Raw genomic sequence first — 14,354 nt, 5'->3', positions numbered from 1 at the left:
CCGGCGAACATGCCGGTATCACCGCTATTTAGCGTGCCTCAGGCGGCCTGCGCCAGTTCTTCAACCTTGGCTTCGGCGGCTGCAACAGCCTTTTCGACGGCTTCCGGGCCAAAGGCCAGGCCTTCGACATAGATGACTTCCACATCCGTCATGCCCAGGAAACCGAGAACGGTCTTGAGGTAGGGAACGGCGTGGTTCATCGAAACGGCCGGGCCTTCGGAATAAACGCCGGCGGCAGCAAGCACGATGTAGACCTTCTTGCCGGTGGCGAGGCCAACCGGGCCGGTTTCGGTGTATTTGAAGGTCTGGCCGGCGCGGGCGACGTTGTCGATCCACGACTTCAGGCCGGAATAGATGTTGAAGTTGATAAGGCCGGTGCCGATGACGACCGTGTCGGCAGCCAGAAGTTCCGTAACCAGCTTGTCGGAATAATCGGCGGCAACCGCTTCTTCGGCGGTGCGCTGGTCAGGCGCCTTACGGATCGCTGCGGTCTTGACGGTGTCGAGATGCGGGATCGGATCAGCGGCGAGATCGCGGTGGACGAGGGTGTTGGAAGCCGACTTGGCCTTCAGCTTGCTGGCGAGTTCACCGGCAAACTTGTTGGAGACCGATTCGTCGCCACGCGGGCTGGAGGTGATGAGAAGAATGTTGGACATGGTCTTTCCTTGCATATGCGATGAATTGACGGGCGCCTTGGGAGGGCGGGAGAGCACGATGCCCTTCCTTTGCCCCCTATATGAAAAATTACTGCCATCAAGAAAACTGTGATAATATGGAAGTCATCTATCGAAGAATTGGATGGGACATGGACGCGAACCCGACGCTCGACCAGTTGCAGGTATTTTTGACGGTTGCCGAGACCGGCAGTTTCTCCGCCGCGTCGCGGGCGCTCAACCGCGCCCAGTCGGTGGTCAGCTACACCATCGCCAATCTCGAGGCGCAGCTTGAAGTGACGCTGTTCGAGCGCAATGGCGTGCGCCAGCCGAGGCTGACGGATGAGGGCCGCGCCATGCTGGAGGATGCACGGCGCATCGTCGCCGGCCTGCAGGAGATGCGCGCCCGCGCCAAGGGGCTGAAGCAAGGGCTGGAGGCGGAGCTTTCCGTCGCCATCAGCACCATGGTGCCGGCGGAGGCCGTGGTGGCAGTGCTGCGAGATTTTCGCCAGCAATTCCCCACCGTTACACTCAGCCTCAATGTCGGTGAACTCGGCATGGTCATGGAAATGGTGCTCTCCCGCAAGGCGGGCATCGGCATCGGCGGGGCGGTGCTGCGCCAGGATGATGAACTCGTCATGGAAAAGGTCGGCCATTCCTTCATGTTGCCGGTCGCTGCTGCCGATCACCCGCTGGCGCAGATCGAGCGGCCGCTGGTACTCGCGGATGTGCGCGAGGAGGTTCAGCTTGTTGTCACCGACGCCTCGGGCCTGACCAAGGGCCGGGATTTCAATGTCCTTTCCTACAAGACATGGCGGGTCAGCGATATCGCCACCAAATACCAGCTCATCAAGGGCGGCCTTGGCTGGGGTGGTCTGCCCGCCTCGATCGTGCACAATGATCTCGCCAATGGCAGCCTGAAGGCGCTTGAACTTGAAGCCTATGAGCAGGGCGAATATCCGCTCTTCACGCTGCGACGGGTCGATACCCCTGCGGGTCCCGCCGGCCAGTGGCTTTCCGAAGCATTCCAGCAGCGCCTGTCTGCTTGCCCGAAACATAAGGATTTCAACGGGATGCTGGAATCGAACAGGCAGAAGACCGTTGCTGTCGCCGCAGAGTGACATTGGCCGCAGGCATTTCGATTAATAGTGCGCGAGCGCCAGCCCCTTGTTTCTTCTCCCCGCCGGGGAGAAGTCCGCGGCAGCGGGATGCGGGGGCGAGGGTAGAGATAAACCGAGAGCTTGCCCCCTCATCCGACCCTTCGGGCCACCTTCTCCCCGGCGGGGAGAAGAAACAAGTGGCGACCTCGATACCAAGCCATAGCGGACGCCGATTGACGCTGGCGACTGGCCTGCCTATACGTAAATCACGGTCAGCAGTTCACCGAGGCATCGCCGTCCCGCAAGGGAAGCTAAACCTGCATTTGAAAGATTGACAGCACTTATCCCGTGCCCTGTCGGAAGCCGGCGATCAGCGACACCATTCGGAATGGCACGTTGAGGGTAAGTCATGCGACGTTCGATCCTTTCCATGGAGGTCGCCGACCTCTCGAGTTTTGCCAAAGCGCTGCGCGAACAGATCGGCAGGCTGGACCGCCAGCCGAGCCATGTGGAGATGCTCAATCTTCTGAGCCGGGCCGCAGGGTTCCGGAATTTCCAGCACCTGCGCGCTTCCCGCATTCCGTCCACTGAAAATGCCCTTCCGTTGCGGCAAACAGCGCCGACTGCCAATGAGGGCAGGGTGCTGAGGACCGCGCGGCTTTTCGATGAGACAGGCCGGCTGACGCAATGGCCCGCCCGCCGCTCGCAGCAGGAACTATGCCTCTGGTATCTGTGGGCGCAAATTCCCGCCGGCCGCAGCTTTTCCGAACGCGAATTCAGCAGCTTTCTGGATGGCCTGCACCTGTTCCGGGATGCCGCGATGTTGAGGCGCGACATGGTCGGCCTGAGGCTCATTCGTCGTAACCGCGATGGTAGCGATTATCGGCGTATCGAGCAGAAGCCGCCGTCGGAACTGACGCTGCTGCTGCGTACACTCAGTGGGCGTGATTGAGGGATAGCTCTCGGTATTGCCGATAGTCTCCATCAAAACTCGCCGTCATCCTTGGGACAAGCTCAAGGATGACGGCAGAGCTTCAACCCTGCCGCCAACAGCCGAAAGGCCGTAGCCCTCAAAGAACCAGACGGAACTTCGCGAAACCTTCCGCGCCGTCGCCGGCATCCTCGATCTTCGCGCCCTTGATCTCCGCCGCATAATGACGACCCTTGGGGCCGGTTTCGAAGATCGCGGTAGTGTTGGCCACCGGTGCGAAGGACCAGTTGGCATCCGCCGACGGATTGATGGTGCCCTGGTCGATGATATAGCGCACGATCACGTCGCGGTTTGTATCGGGGGCCACGAAGATCACCTTGTCGGCGGCGATATCGGGGAACTTGCCACCGCCGCCGGCGCGGTAATTATTGGTGGCGACCACGAATTTCTGCTCGGGATCGATCGGCTTGCCGTTGAACTGGAGGTTCACGATACGGTTGCTGTCCGGGTTGACCGCCTTGCCGTCCTTGTCGAATTTCGCCGGTTTGGAAATATCGATCTGGTAGGTGACGCCATCGATGACATCGAAATTGTAGGACGGGAAATCCGCATTGATCAGCGGTACGTCCTTTGCACCGGCTTCGACCGTGTTGAACATGCCGGCCGACATTTCCAGCCAGTTCTTCACCTGCGCACCGTTGATCAGCACCGCCTGCACCGTATTCGGGTAGAGATAAAGGTCGGCGACGTTCTTGATGGCGATGTCACCGGCGGGGACATCGGTGTAATAATCCGCGCCGCCGCGGCCGCCGGACTTGAAGGGTGCCGCTGCCGAAAGCACCGGCAGGTCCTTGTATTGCCCTTCCTTCAGCATGTCCTTGATGTACCAGGTCTGGGCGTTGGAGACGATCTGCACGGACGGATCGTCGGCCACCAGCGCGAAATAGGAATAGAGCGGAGCCGAGGTCTTGCCGACGGGACGGCGCACATAGGCAAGCGCTGCCTCATGATCGGCCTTGGCGGCCACGAGAATCTCCGCCTTGTCGGTGAAATCGGCGACGATCTTGCGGTTTTCGTCGCGGTGATAGATCGGCCGGGCTTCGGAAGTGAAGTCGATGATCTTCCAGCTCTTGCCGTCCTTTTCGAGCAGCAGGTCGATGAGGCCCATATGCGAACCCCAGAAACCGGCCATCACCGCCGGTTTGCCCAGCAGCGTGCCCTTCACCGCATCCACGCCCTCGATGCCGTCCCAGGTCTTCGGACCGGGGAAGACGAGATGCTGGTGGCCGGTGAAAATGGCGTCGATGCCTTCCACGCCCGCCAGATAGAGCGAGGCGTTTTCCATGCGCTCCGTCTGGCCCTTGCCGTCAATGCCTGAATGGGAAAGGGCGATGACGATATCAGCGCCTTCTTCCTTCATGACCGGCACCCAGGCCTTCGCCGCCTCGACGATATCGCGCGTCTGGGCCTTGCCCTCGAGGTTCTTGGAATCCCACATCATGATCTGCGGCGGCACGAAACCGATGATGCCGACCTTGACCGGGCTGGTCACGCCGCCGCCGTCGCGGATCTGCTTCTCGATAATGACGTAGGGCTTGAAGAACAGCTCGTCGTTTTTCGGATCGGAAGCGAGCTGGCCCTTGGTGAGGTTGGCGCAGACATAGGGGAAACCGGCGCCCGCCAGCGTGTTCGACATATAGTCGAGGCCGTAATTGAATTCGTGGTTGCCAAGCGTGCCGCAATCATAACCCAGCACGTTCATGGCGTTGATGACGGGATGCTTGTCGCCGGCCTTCATGCCGCGCTCATAGGCGATATAGTCGCCGAGCGGGTTGCCCTGCAGGAAGTCGCCATTATCCACCAGCATCGAGTTTCCGGCTTCCGCACGGATCGTATCGATGACCGAGGCGGTGCGCGAAAGCCCCATCGTGTCGTTCGGCTTGTCGGCATAATAATCATAGGGAAAGACGTGAACGTGAATGTCCGTCGTTTCCATGATGCGCAGATGCGCCTGATTGGCGGCCGCGCGCGCGGCAAAGGGGTGCAGCAGCACCAGTGCCGAGGAGGCCGCGATGCCGCCGAGAAGCGAACGGCGGGTGATGGGGTGGAGAGCGAGAAGCGACGACATGGGAACTCCTTCGGATGAAGCCTGCTCTGTCATGGGAAACGACAAGGTAGAAGCAATCGCCGAGGAGTCCATCATCAAAATGACAAGCCGGTGACGGATGGGCCAGTTTTCAACCGTTTGATAAATTTTTTGTCATTGAAGCGCGGCGCGCATGCCGGCGCGTCAGGAATGCGCGTCATTTGTGCTGCGCATTCCGGTCTTCGGGATCGAGGGCTCAGCGGGCGAGCGTGGGTTTCACTTCCTCATGGAAGAAGCGGAAATAGGAGGAAAGCTGCGCCAGCGTGTTGGTGGAAAGCTTCAGCTGCAGGCCGAGGCGGTTCTGGTGCTGCCACTGCACCACACCCTCGATGAAGCCCAGATCGTCGCTCTGCACCTTGACCCGGCTGCCCTTGGCGGCGGCAAAAGGTCCGTCCAGTTCAAGCGCCATTCCGGTAGCAGAAAGATCAACCACACGGCCTCGGGTGGACTGGCTGAAATAATGCACAGTCGCGAAGATCCTCGTCTTGCTGCGAGGTGCGCTGCGGGTCGCCATATTGAGATTGTTTGTCATCTTGCTGCTCAAATCAATTGTTTCCGATACCATGCATCATGCTGCGGAAAGCTTGAGAGCCATTTAGTTCTTCAGTTAAAATTGCAGGTAATTGCCGATTATGCTGTATCGATACGGCACTGATAGCAATTGTTGCGGGCGGAGCGCACATGCACATAAGCAACATCCGCGCGTGCCAGAAGATGCCGCGCGCGTGACACGATCTCGCCCGTCGCCGTCACCGCGCCGGTGCCGTATACGATGCGGTCGTCGGCCCCATATCCGCGCACGATATAATCCGGGCTCTCCAGCATTGGCGGAACGAGTTCCGTCTGCGGGTAGCGTTCGCAGGGCTCGGCGTGAAGGAATACCGGCCCCGTTTCCGCATAGGGCTGAAGCGAGGGAAAGGGCCGGTAGGCGAGAATCAGCATCGCTTCGCCTTCATCGATCTGGGACAGGCAGTGGCGACAGGGCATGCCGCCCGGTGAAACGGCCTTTTCCGGCGCGTTGCCATAGGCGTCGGCGCTGCCCGCCCGGAAGGCCTCTGCTTCCTTAGCCGGCATTGCAGTGAAGACGAGATCGGTCATGGCGGGGCCTCTTCAGGTTGGGATCGGCGTTGCTTCTTTGCAGCTATGATCCCGAAATGGAGCACTATCCACCCGATTCTTGACAGGTGATGCAACCACCCCATTGCGTGACTCGTTAGCTTCGGGAATCAGTGACGCTCCTCGTTCCCGGAAGGTCTGATTTTATGTTCCGTCGTTTTCTGGCCGCCGTTCCGCTGGCTTTCGTTTCGTTGACGGCTCCGATCGAGGCGGGCGCGCAGGTCGCCCCCGGTCTCGATGGCCTGTCCGACGATCAGCTGCAGCAGGCGGTCAATTTCGTCATCGGCAATGCGATCTTCTCGCTCTATCATGAGGGCGCGCGCATGCTGATCTCGGATTTCGGAACGGCGGAGACGGCAAGTGTCCAGGCTCCGGCCGATCAACTGGCGGGCACGCTCATCCTCCAGGCCAATGAGGAATGGCTCGACACCGCGCTCGTTAACGCCACTGACAGCTGGTACCTGGCGCGCGAAGCGGAGAGCTTGCCCGAGCATGAAGCCCCCGTCTTTTCCGCGCTGGTGCCGGACAGGAGCCGCGACCGCAACATGGCCTGCCTGATGGTCGGCCGCGACAAGGATGGTTATGGCGATCTGGCCGCGATGATGGGGCTTCCCAATACCGAATTCGACAGATGCGCCGCCGCCTATCCGGGTGTTGCCTCCGCCTGGGAAAATTTCCTCGCGCCTCACCGTAGCCTGACACCTTCCAGATTTGCCGTCAGCTACGTGCCGCCGCGCGACCCGGAACTTGAGCCGTACGCCATCATGGTCAAGGAATCGAAGGTTCTCGATCTCATCAGCCGCAGTTTCGGCGGTTATGGCCTGAAGGGTGATGTGAAGCTGACGGCCAAGTCCTGCGGCCGTCCGGATGTCTACTGGTCGGCGGAAAAGCGCGAAATCACCTATTGCTACGAGCTTGGCAAATTCCAGGCGGAGCTGATTGCCGATCATCTCCTCAACAGTGTCACGGAAGACAAGGGAGCGGCCGGCGGGCAAATTCCCACGGCCGTCAATCTGGAACGCGAAATCTGAGGCTGGTTGCCGGGCGCTGGCGATCTGGCCTCCTTGATGGAGGAGAATGCCATGCCGAAGGTCGTCGTTCGCAATTTCGCCATTTCGCTTGACGGATATGGCGCAGGACCGGACCAGAGCCTGCAGAACCCGTTGGGCGTGAAGGGCGAAGAGCTGCACCAATGGGCCTTCAAGACCCGCACCTTCCACCGCATGTTCGGCTAGGAGGGTGGCTCGACCGGGACGGACGAGAATTTTTCCGAAAAGAGCTTCGAAAATATCGGCGCCTGGGTTTTAGGGCGCAACATGTTCGGCCCGGTGCGCGGCGTCTGGCCGGATGAAAACTGGAAGGGCTGGTGGGGCGAGGAGCCTCCCTATCACGTTCCGGTTTTTGTCCTGACCCACCATGCCCGCCCTTCCTTCACCATGAAGGGCGGCACCGTTTTCCATTTCGTGACCGATGGCATCAAAGCCGCGCTCGATCAGGCGCTCACGGCAGCGAATGGCAAGGATGTCCGCATCGGCGGCGGCGTTTCCACCATCCGGCAATATATGGTGGCGGGGATGATCGATGAGTTGCATCTGGCCCTTGCGCCGGTGTTTCTGGGCAAGGGGGAGCCGCTTTTCGAAGGGCTGGATCTACCTGGGTTGGGTTACCGCTGTACGGGAACGGTGGCGGGCGAGGGGGCTACGCATCTGATTATCGAGAAGGCGTGAATGCTGGTCTCTCGCTCCCTCATTCTGTGACAGGCACAGGAATGAGGGAGTAGGGCGTGGACACGCCCATAATAGGGGACGGGACAGGCATGCCCAACCAGCCCCCTCAATTCCGCAGCGAAATCTCCAGAAGCTCCGTATCAGCAAGCGGCTCCACCCAGGCCTCATAGGTGCCAACGGGCGAGAAGCCCATCATCTGGTAAAGCTGCAAGGCGCGCGGATGATCGAGCGTGTTCGTCGTCACCGTCACCCGTTGCGGATTGTCCTGCCAGGCGGCGTAAAGCGCCTGCAGAAGGAACCATTTGCCAACGCCTGCGCCGATCGCCTCTTCGAGCAGCCCGAAATAGGAAAGCTCGGTCACTTCGTCGCTCGCCTTGTGCAGTTCGAAGAAACCGGCAGGCGCGCCGTTCATGTAGAGAACCGTGACGCTGTTTTTCGGATCACGCAGGATAGCGGAAAGCTCGGCATCGCTCATGCGCATGCGCTTCTGCCAATGCCAGCGCTTGCCCACCCGCCAGTAGAGGTAGCGGTAGAAGTGCAGGGGGATATTATTGACCCGCATCAGCGCCGTCTGGAGGTTGACCGGGATCGGCAGGCTGACCTTCGGCGGCGCGGTCATTTCCAGCTGCGTCACATGTGCCTTCAGGGGCCCATGGGAAATGACCGGCAGGGGATCGGCAGCGCCGGTGACGACGGGCGTATCTTCAAGCCCGCCCCACTCCGACCAGGAGCCGTCATAGAGCGAATTGTCCCGATGGCCGAGCGATTCCAGCGCAAGTGTGATGACGGCGGCGGTAACGCCCGAGCCGCAGCTCGTCACCACGGGCTTCGAAAGATCGATGCCGGCATCGGTGACCATCTTGCGGATGGCGGTCAGGTCCTTGAAGTGGCCGTTTTCGGAAAAGGCCGTCGCAGGCAGGCTGCGCGCGCCGGGCATATGGCCGGAGCGCATGCCGGCACGCGGCTCGGCCTCGTCGCCGGTAAAACGCCCGGCACCGCGGGCGTCGGCGATCTGCTTTTCGCCGCCATCGACGATGGCGCGCATGGCACTGAGCGAAGTTACACGCTTGTCGTTGAAATCCGGCGTGAAGGTCGCGGGTTCGATCTCCGGCGTGCCGGTTTCAAGTGGCCGGCCTTCGCGTTTCCAGCCGTCCAGGCCGCCATCCAGCACATAGGCCTTGCGCACGCCCATCACCCGCAGCATCCACCACACGCGCGGCGCGGAAAAGAAACCGGGGCCGTCATAGACGACGATCGTATCGGTATCGCTGAGGCCGAGCTTGCCGGCCTCTTCCGCGAAAAATTCCGGCGAGGGCAGGGAATGCGGCAGGCCGGTCGTGTGATCGGCGATCCTGTCCTGATCGAAGAACACGGCACCGGGCACGTGGCCGGCGGCATATTCTTCCGCGCCATTGCGCTTGTGCGCCGGCAGATACCAGGACGCATCAACGACACGAAACCCGGCCGTGCCGAGCTGCTTTTCCACCCAGTCCGCCGAAACGACGAAACGGCTCTTATCCGTGCTCACGATGTTTCTCCCGATTTCAGGCAACAGCTTCAGGCGCGCCGAAACGAATGCGGAACCGCCTGTTCTCCTTGCCCTTCTTTTCTATCTTGGCAATGTGAATATCGCCCACTTCCTGCGTTTCGGAAACATGGGTGCCGCCGCAGGGCTGGCTGTCGATGCTGGAATTTTCGCCGATGCAGACGAGGCTGACGCGACCAAGGCCCACCGGCGGGCGCACGTTCTTGGATTTGACGATGCCCGGATTGGCAGACAACTCCTCGTCGGTGATCCATTGCAGGAAGACCGGATGGTTGGCCTTCACCAGCTCCATCAGCTTTGCCGTGACCTCATCCTTGTCGATGGTTTCCGACATGTCGAAATCGACACGCGACTCGTCTTCGCCGACCGCCGCACCGGTGATCGGCCACTGGCAGACGACGGAGAGCAGATGGCAGGCGGTGTGCATGCGCATCAGCTTGTAGCGGCGTGGCCAGTCTACATGTAGGGTCAGCTTCTCGCCGATATCAGGGGAGGGCTGGCCTTCTAGCGGCACATGGATGATGACGCTCTTGTCGGCGCCGTTTTTGGCGATGCCGAGTTCGATGCGGGAACCGTCGGCGCGCTCAAGAAAGCCGCTATCGCCCGGCTGGCCGCCGGAGGTGGCGTAAAAGCAGGTCTGGTCCAGTTCGATGCCGCCATCCTCATGCACCGCCGTGACGATCGCTTCTGCGGTTGAAAGATAAAAATCGTCACGGAACAGGGCATTCACAGGCATTTCGGCATGTCCTCAAACGGTTTCGTACGGAACCGGAATCTCGCTCTTGGCCGCCAGCCACTGCGGAACGGGAAGCCCCTTGGAACGCAGGAAATCCGGATTGAAGAGCTTCGACTGATAACGATTACCGTAGTCGCACAGTATCGTCACGATTGTATGCCCCGGACCAAGCTCGCGGGCAAGGCGGATTGCGCCGGCAATGTTGATGCCGGAAGAACCGCCGAGGCACAGGCCTTCTTTCGTAACGAGGTCGAACAGGATCGGCAGGGCTTCCGCATCCGCGATGCGATAGGAGAAATCCGGGGCGAAACCTTCCAGATTGGCGGTGATGCGGCCCTGGCCGATGCCTTCCGTAATGGAGGAACCCTCGGATTTCAGGACGCCATGCTTGTAGAATTCGTAAAGCGCGGCACCTTCGGGATCGGCAAGGCCGATCTTGATGTCGGGATTGAAATCACGCAGGCCGTCGGCCACACCGGCCAGCGTTCCGCCGGAACCGACCGCGCAGATGAAGCCATCCACCTTGCCGTCCGTCTGGTCCCAGATTTCTGGCGCGGTGGTTTCGATATGGGCCTGACGGTTGGCGATATTATCGAACTGGTTCGCCCAGACCGCGCCATTCTCGTCGGTTGCGGCAAGCTGTTTCGCGAGCCGTCCGGAAACCTTCACGTAGTTGTTCGGATTGGAATAGGGCGCTGCCGGAACCTCGACCAGCTTTGCGCCGAGAAGCTTCAGCGCGTCCTTCTTTTCCTGGCTCTGGGTCTCGGGAATGACGATTACCGTCTTGTAACCGAGCGCATTGGCGACCAGTGACAGGCCGATGCCAGTATTGCCGGCAGTCCCTTCCACGATAGTGCCACCGGGGCGCAACTGCCCACGCCGCTCGGCATCGCGGATGATGTAGAGCGCGGCGCGATCCTTCACCGATTGACCGGGGTTGAGGAACTCCGCCTTGCCGAGGATTTCACACCCCGTCGCTTCAGAGGCAGCCTTCAGACGGATGAGCGGCGTATTGCCGATAGCACTGAGCGCAGAGGAATGAATGGTCATGATCGAGCCTTCTTGTCTGAGCGGAAATTAGGTGCCGTTATGTCCCGTTACAACCGCCTCAAGGCAAGAAATTATCTTCCCGGCTTTGGCTTAGCCACGCAAAATTTTGCCGATACCCAATTTTATGCGGTCTTCTTCACTTCGGCATAGGCGGCAAGCGCTCTTTCCCGCGCCCTGGCATGGTCGACAATCGGTCTGGGATAGGTTTTCCCAAGCTCGATGCCCGCCTTGTCCAGCAGCTCTTTCGGGGCCTGAAACGGCTTGTGAATGAATTTCCGGTCGAGTTTCTCAAGCTCCGGCACAAAGCGGCGCACATAGTCACCATCCCCGTCGAATTTCTCGCCCTGAAGGATGGGATTGAAGATGCGAAAGAATGGCGAGGCATCCGCGCCCGAACCCGCCACCCATTGCCAGTTGGCGGCGTTGGAGGCGGCATCCGCATCCACGAGCGTATCGCGGAACCATTTCTCGCCCTTGCGCCAGTCGATCAGCAAATGTTTGATGAGGAAGGACGCGACGATCATGCGGACCCGGTTGTGCATGGTGCCATGTTGCCACAATTGCCGCATGCCGGCATCCACGATGGGATATCCTGTCATGCCGCGTGTCCAGGCCTTGAAGGATTTCTCGTCGTCCAGCCAGGGAAAAGCGTCGAAACTGTCGTTCCAGTTCTTTTCGTCCAGTTCGGGAAAATGAAACAGCAGATGATAGCAGAATTCCCGCCAGACGAGTTCCTTGCGGAAACGGCCGATATCAAGGGAGGCGATATGCCGCGAAAGCCCCTTCGTCGCGTGCCAGACGGCGGCGGGCGATATTTCGCCTGAGGCCAGATGCGGCGAAAGCAGCGAAGTCGCAGGTTTTGCCGGAAAATCCCGGCCTTCTTCATAACTTTTCAGGGCACCGTCGATGAAATCATCGAGTTTTTCCAACGCGCCGTTTTCGCCGGGCACCCAGATGTCATTGAAATCCTTGGCCCAGTCCGGCCTGGTGGGCAGCAGCTTCCAGTCGGAGAGTTTTTCGGATTTCGGCCATGTCTTCGGCGCCTTCAGGCTTTTCGGCGCATCCACCGGCGCACGTGGCTCACCGCCACCCTCCAGCGCCCGCCAGAAGGGCGTATAGACGCGGTAAGGCCCGCCTGATTTCGTCTGCAGTCGGGATGGCTCATGCAGCAGCTGGCCGGAGAAGCTGCGAACCGTCAGGCCGTCTTCCCGCAGCGTCTGTTTCAGCACCCTGTCGGTGGTGATACCGGTTGAATCATAACGGCGGTTCCAGAACAGGGCGTCAGCCCCAGTTTCAGATATCAGCCGGCGCAGCGTCTTCTCGGTATCGCCACTGAGAAACAGAAGACGACTGCCGATTTTTTCCAGCGCGGCGGCAAGCGAAGCGAGGGAATGATGAAGCCACCATTGCTGCGCGCCGCCCAGCGGCCCGGAGGATTGTTCGCGGATATAGACCGGGATCACGGGACCGTTGTGATCCATCGCGGCAAGCAGGGCGAGATTGTCCGAAAGGCGCAGGTCCTTGCGGAACCAGACAATGGCGGGGGAGGCTGATGTTGGCATGAAAGGACCCGGTTCACTTCGGCTTGAACGAGTGTTGAACCGCTTTGTTCCGCAAATCAGCTAGAATGGAAAGAAGGGGGACATGGTTTATCGAGGGTTATTTTTTCGCCCTTGAAACCGAAAGCGAAGGGAACCAACTGGAGGAGCCGGCGTTTGTCGCGGGTTAATAGAGCATGGAAGTGCAATCAATGTTGCTGAATGATGTTAAGTGGGAAAAGTCCGTTACCATATCCCTTGAAAACGGCGCTCCCCGGATTTTCAACGGCGTTTATGAAGCCTTCGATTTTCTCCAGCATGAATGGCCCGAACGCGGCGGCAAGGCGCATGAACAGGCGCTGCGCCTGTGCCGCGCCTCGCTGATGGGCGACGTGGCGGGGGAAATCGCCCGCACCGCCTTCGTCGCGGCCAGCCGGCAGGCGCAATGCCTGATGGAGGACAAGGCGGAAGCGCACAATAAAATCGTATCCTGAGCGGATTTTCAGGACAGATGCAAAAAGGGCCACCCGCGAAGACCGGGTGGCCTTGTTTTTTAAGGGGTCAGGAAACGGGTTGTTTCGGACGCAGGATATGGCATCGTGTCTGCCCGAAAGCGGATGAATGAATGTGATGATCAACCATTACGGCTATATTGTTTTCCCGACAGCGCTCGGCCATTGCGGTCTTGCATGGGGAGGTCGCGGCATCGCCCGTCTGCAATTGCCCGGTGCTGATGCCGGCGAGACCGAAAGGCTTATCCTGAAACGGCTGCCGTCATCCACGATCGCGGTGCCGGAAACACGCACGCGAGAGGTGATTTCGATGGTTACCCGTTATTTCGGCGGTGAGCCGATCGATTTTGCCGCCGTCGAACTCGATCTGGCCGGGCAGGAACGCTTCTTCCTCGATGTTTATGCGGTTGCGCGGCAGATCGGCTGGGGCAGCACCACGACCTATGGCGGCATTGTAAAGACCCTTGGCCTTGGCATGGAAAAGGCCCGCGATGTCGGCCAGGCCATGGCGAAAAATCCGGTGCCGCTGATCATTCCCTGTCACCGTGTTCTGGCCGCCGGCGGAAGGCTGGGCGGCTTTTCCGCGCCGGGCGGAACCACCACCAAATTGCGCATGCTGGATCTCGAAAATGCCGGGCGCAGCCGCGCCGATGAAGCGCAGGGCAGCCTGTTTTGAAGCAATGACAGATCAGCGCGCATGAATAGGCGTCTGATTTCTGCCCATTTCTCGTCAAATTGTCGCTAAATTGTCACAATACACGGACGCCCTCTAACATAAGGGCGAGACGTTTGAGAGTATCCGCGTTAATTCTATCCGCTGCCTTGTCTTTTACAGTCCTGGCGCCAGCCTCGGCCGGCATGCTGAACCAGGCCGAGAAATACACCGGGCTGCATGAATCGAAGAACAACAAGAGCCTGAAGACCATTCTTGGGGCAAATCCCCGCAGCACGCCGTGGTGCGGTCTTTTCCTGCATGCCGTCGCCAGCAAGGCCGGCCGGCAGTCTCCCAAATCCTATGGGTTTGCGAAATCCTGGACGTCTTTCGGTTACGCCGTTCCAGTCAACCAGGCCAAACCCGGCGATGTCGTCGTTATTCGCAATGGTCGCGGTTATCATGCCGGCATTCTGAAGAGCATGAGCGGCAAGACGGCCCAGATTCTCGGCGGCAACCAGTCCGGCCGGGTGCAGGTGTCCAATTTCAATCGCAGGGCCATTGTTTCCGTCCGCCGCTGAAGACCGGACAGACCACCATCTTCCCTATAAAGGCGGGCCATGGCCCGCCTTATGCGTTTAAAGGGC

General features: G+C 59.9%; 14 protein-coding genes and 1 pseudogene. 7 read left to right on the top strand and 8 right to left on the bottom strand.

All coding sequences use genetic code 11. The annotated features are described in order from the left end of the window. Positions 1 to 38: 38 nt before the first annotated feature. Positions 39 to 656 (bottom strand): FMN-dependent NADH-azoreductase, encoded by a 618-nt coding sequence (locus O3S81_RS13315; protein ID WP_269343849.1) that lies wholly within the window; start codon positions 654 to 656, stop codon positions 39 to 41. A gap of 149 nt (positions 657 to 805) precedes the next feature. Between O3S81_RS13315 and O3S81_RS13310 the strand changes: the two genes are divergently transcribed. Further along, a complete protein-coding gene (locus O3S81_RS13310) occupies positions 806 to 1,774 on the top strand; it encodes a LysR family transcriptional regulator (protein ID WP_269343847.1) in 969 nt (322 codons plus the stop codon). Positions 1,775 to 2,162: 388 nt separating this feature from the next. Further along, entirely contained in the window at positions 2,163 to 2,705 is a 543-nt protein-coding gene (locus O3S81_RS13305) for a DUF2087 domain-containing protein (RefSeq protein WP_269343845.1), read from the top strand. Between the two features lie 118 nt (positions 2,706 to 2,823). On the opposite strand, the gene O3S81_RS13300 is transcribed toward O3S81_RS13305, so the two are convergent. The 3 genes from O3S81_RS13300 to O3S81_RS13290 form a co-directional block, all read right to left on the bottom strand. Next, a complete protein-coding gene (locus tag O3S81_RS13300; RefSeq protein WP_269343843.1) occupies positions 2,824 to 4,812 on the bottom strand; it encodes a bifunctional 2',3'-cyclic-nucleotide 2'-phosphodiesterase/3'-nucleotidase in 1,989 nt (662 codons plus the stop codon). A gap of 214 nt (positions 4,813 to 5,026) precedes the next feature. Next, complete coding sequence (locus O3S81_RS13295) at positions 5,027 to 5,362, bottom strand: PilZ domain-containing protein (protein WP_269343841.1); 336 nt, start codon at positions 5,360 to 5,362, stop codon at positions 5,027 to 5,029. 98 nt (positions 5,363 to 5,460) lie between these two features. Beyond that, positions 5,461 to 5,928 (bottom strand): DUF1203 domain-containing protein, encoded by a 468-nt coding sequence (locus O3S81_RS13290; protein ID WP_269343839.1) that lies wholly within the window; start codon positions 5,926 to 5,928, stop codon positions 5,461 to 5,463. A 164-nt stretch (positions 5,929 to 6,092) separates the two neighbouring features. Here O3S81_RS13290 and O3S81_RS13285 point away from each other — a divergent pair, with 164 nt between their 5' ends. Continuing rightward, a complete protein-coding gene (locus O3S81_RS13285) occupies positions 6,093 to 6,977 on the top strand; it encodes a DUF4344 domain-containing metallopeptidase (protein WP_269343838.1) in 885 nt (294 codons plus the stop codon). A gap of 51 nt (positions 6,978 to 7,028) precedes the next feature. Then, positions 7,029 to 7,673: pseudogene (locus O3S81_RS13280) on the top strand (dihydrofolate reductase family protein). A 106-nt stretch (positions 7,674 to 7,779) separates the two neighbouring features. On the opposite strand, the gene sseA reads toward O3S81_RS13280, so the two are convergent. From sseA to O3S81_RS13260, 4 genes are all read right to left on the bottom strand, one after another. Next, positions 7,780 to 9,201, bottom strand: coding sequence for a 3-mercaptopyruvate sulfurtransferase (gene sseA, locus O3S81_RS13275; protein WP_269343836.1), 1,422 nt, complete (start codon positions 9,199 to 9,201; stop codon positions 7,780 to 7,782). 16 nt (positions 9,202 to 9,217) lie between these two features. Further along, on the bottom strand, positions 9,218 to 9,955 hold the full coding sequence (locus O3S81_RS13270) for an alanyl-tRNA editing protein (protein WP_269343834.1): 738 nt from the start codon (positions 9,953 to 9,955) through the stop codon (positions 9,218 to 9,220). Positions 9,956 to 9,967: 12 nt separating this feature from the next. Then, the gene (locus O3S81_RS13265; protein WP_269343832.1) at positions 9,968 to 11,005 is read right to left on the bottom strand and encodes a cysteine synthase A; all 1,038 of its coding nucleotides are present in this window, start codon (positions 11,003 to 11,005) and stop codon (positions 9,968 to 9,970) included. A gap of 122 nt (positions 11,006 to 11,127) precedes the next feature. Then, positions 11,128 to 12,567, bottom strand: coding sequence for a cryptochrome/photolyase family protein (locus O3S81_RS13260; protein ID WP_269343831.1), 1,440 nt, complete (start codon positions 12,565 to 12,567; stop codon positions 11,128 to 11,130). Between the two features lie 188 nt (positions 12,568 to 12,755). On the opposite strand from O3S81_RS13260, the gene O3S81_RS13255 reads away from it, so the two are divergent. The 3 genes from O3S81_RS13255 to O3S81_RS13245 all read left to right on the top strand — a co-directional run bounded on the left by O3S81_RS13255 (position 12,756) and on the right by O3S81_RS13245 (position 14,288). Further along, the gene (locus tag O3S81_RS13255) at positions 12,756 to 13,037 is read left to right on the top strand and encodes a DUF982 domain-containing protein (protein WP_269343829.1); all 282 of its coding nucleotides are present in this window, start codon (positions 12,756 to 12,758) and stop codon (positions 13,035 to 13,037) included. A gap of 136 nt (positions 13,038 to 13,173) precedes the next feature. Beyond that, a complete protein-coding gene (locus O3S81_RS13250; protein ID WP_269344433.1) occupies positions 13,174 to 13,731 on the top strand; it encodes a methylated-DNA--[protein]-cysteine S-methyltransferase in 558 nt (185 codons plus the stop codon). Positions 13,732 to 13,844: 113 nt separating this feature from the next. Next, the gene (locus O3S81_RS13245; RefSeq protein WP_269343827.1) at positions 13,845 to 14,288 is read left to right on the top strand and encodes a TIGR02594 family protein; all 444 of its coding nucleotides are present in this window, start codon (positions 13,845 to 13,847) and stop codon (positions 14,286 to 14,288) included. Positions 14,289 to 14,354: the final 66 nt, after the last annotated feature.

The sequence above is a fragment of the Agrobacterium sp. SOY23 genome (assembly GCF_027212525.1).
Lineage (GTDB): Bacteria > Pseudomonadota > Alphaproteobacteria > Rhizobiales > Rhizobiaceae > Agrobacterium > Agrobacterium tumefaciens_I.
The sequence above is the reverse complement of the archived record's forward strand: the minus strand, read 5'-3'. Positions and strand labels throughout refer to the sequence as shown.

What these genes read in the sequence shown, in the direction of transcription:
- O3S81_RS13315 (WP_269343849.1), bottom strand. Translation starts at nt 656, where the DNA reads ATGTCCAACATTCTTCTCATCACCTCCAGCCCGCGTGGCGACGAATCG.
- O3S81_RS13310 (WP_269343847.1), top strand. Translation starts at nt 806, where the DNA reads ATGGACGCGAACCCGACGCTCGACCAGTTGCAGGTATTTTTGACGGTT.
- O3S81_RS13305 (WP_269343845.1), top strand. Translation starts at nt 2,163, where the DNA reads ATGCGACGTTCGATCCTTTCCATGGAGGTCGCCGACCTCTCGAGTTTT.
- O3S81_RS13300 (WP_269343843.1), bottom strand. Translation starts at nt 4,812, where the DNA reads ATGTCGTCGCTTCTCGCTCTCCACCCCATCACCCGCCGTTCGCTTCTC.
- O3S81_RS13295 (WP_269343841.1), bottom strand. Translation starts at nt 5,362, where the DNA reads ATGACAAACAATCTCAATATGGCGACCCGCAGCGCACCTCGCAGCAAG.
- O3S81_RS13290 (WP_269343839.1), bottom strand. Translation starts at nt 5,928, where the DNA reads ATGACCGATCTCGTCTTCACTGCAATGCCGGCTAAGGAAGCAGAGGCC.
- O3S81_RS13285 (WP_269343838.1), top strand. Translation starts at nt 6,093, where the DNA reads ATGTTCCGTCGTTTTCTGGCCGCCGTTCCGCTGGCTTTCGTTTCGTTG.
- O3S81_RS13270 (WP_269343834.1), bottom strand. Translation starts at nt 9,955, where the DNA reads ATGCCTGTGAATGCCCTGTTCCGTGACGATTTTTATCTTTCAACCGCA.
- O3S81_RS13265 (WP_269343832.1), bottom strand. Translation starts at nt 11,005, where the DNA reads ATGACCATTCATTCCTCTGCGCTCAGTGCTATCGGCAATACGCCGCTC.
- O3S81_RS13260 (WP_269343831.1), bottom strand. Translation starts at nt 12,567, where the DNA reads ATGCCAACATCAGCCTCCCCCGCCATTGTCTGGTTCCGCAAGGACCTG.
- O3S81_RS13255 (WP_269343829.1), top strand. Translation starts at nt 12,756, where the DNA reads ATGTTGCTGAATGATGTTAAGTGGGAAAAGTCCGTTACCATATCCCTT.
- O3S81_RS13250 (WP_269344433.1), top strand. Translation starts at nt 13,174, where the DNA reads ATGATCAACCATTACGGCTATATTGTTTTCCCGACAGCGCTCGGCCAT.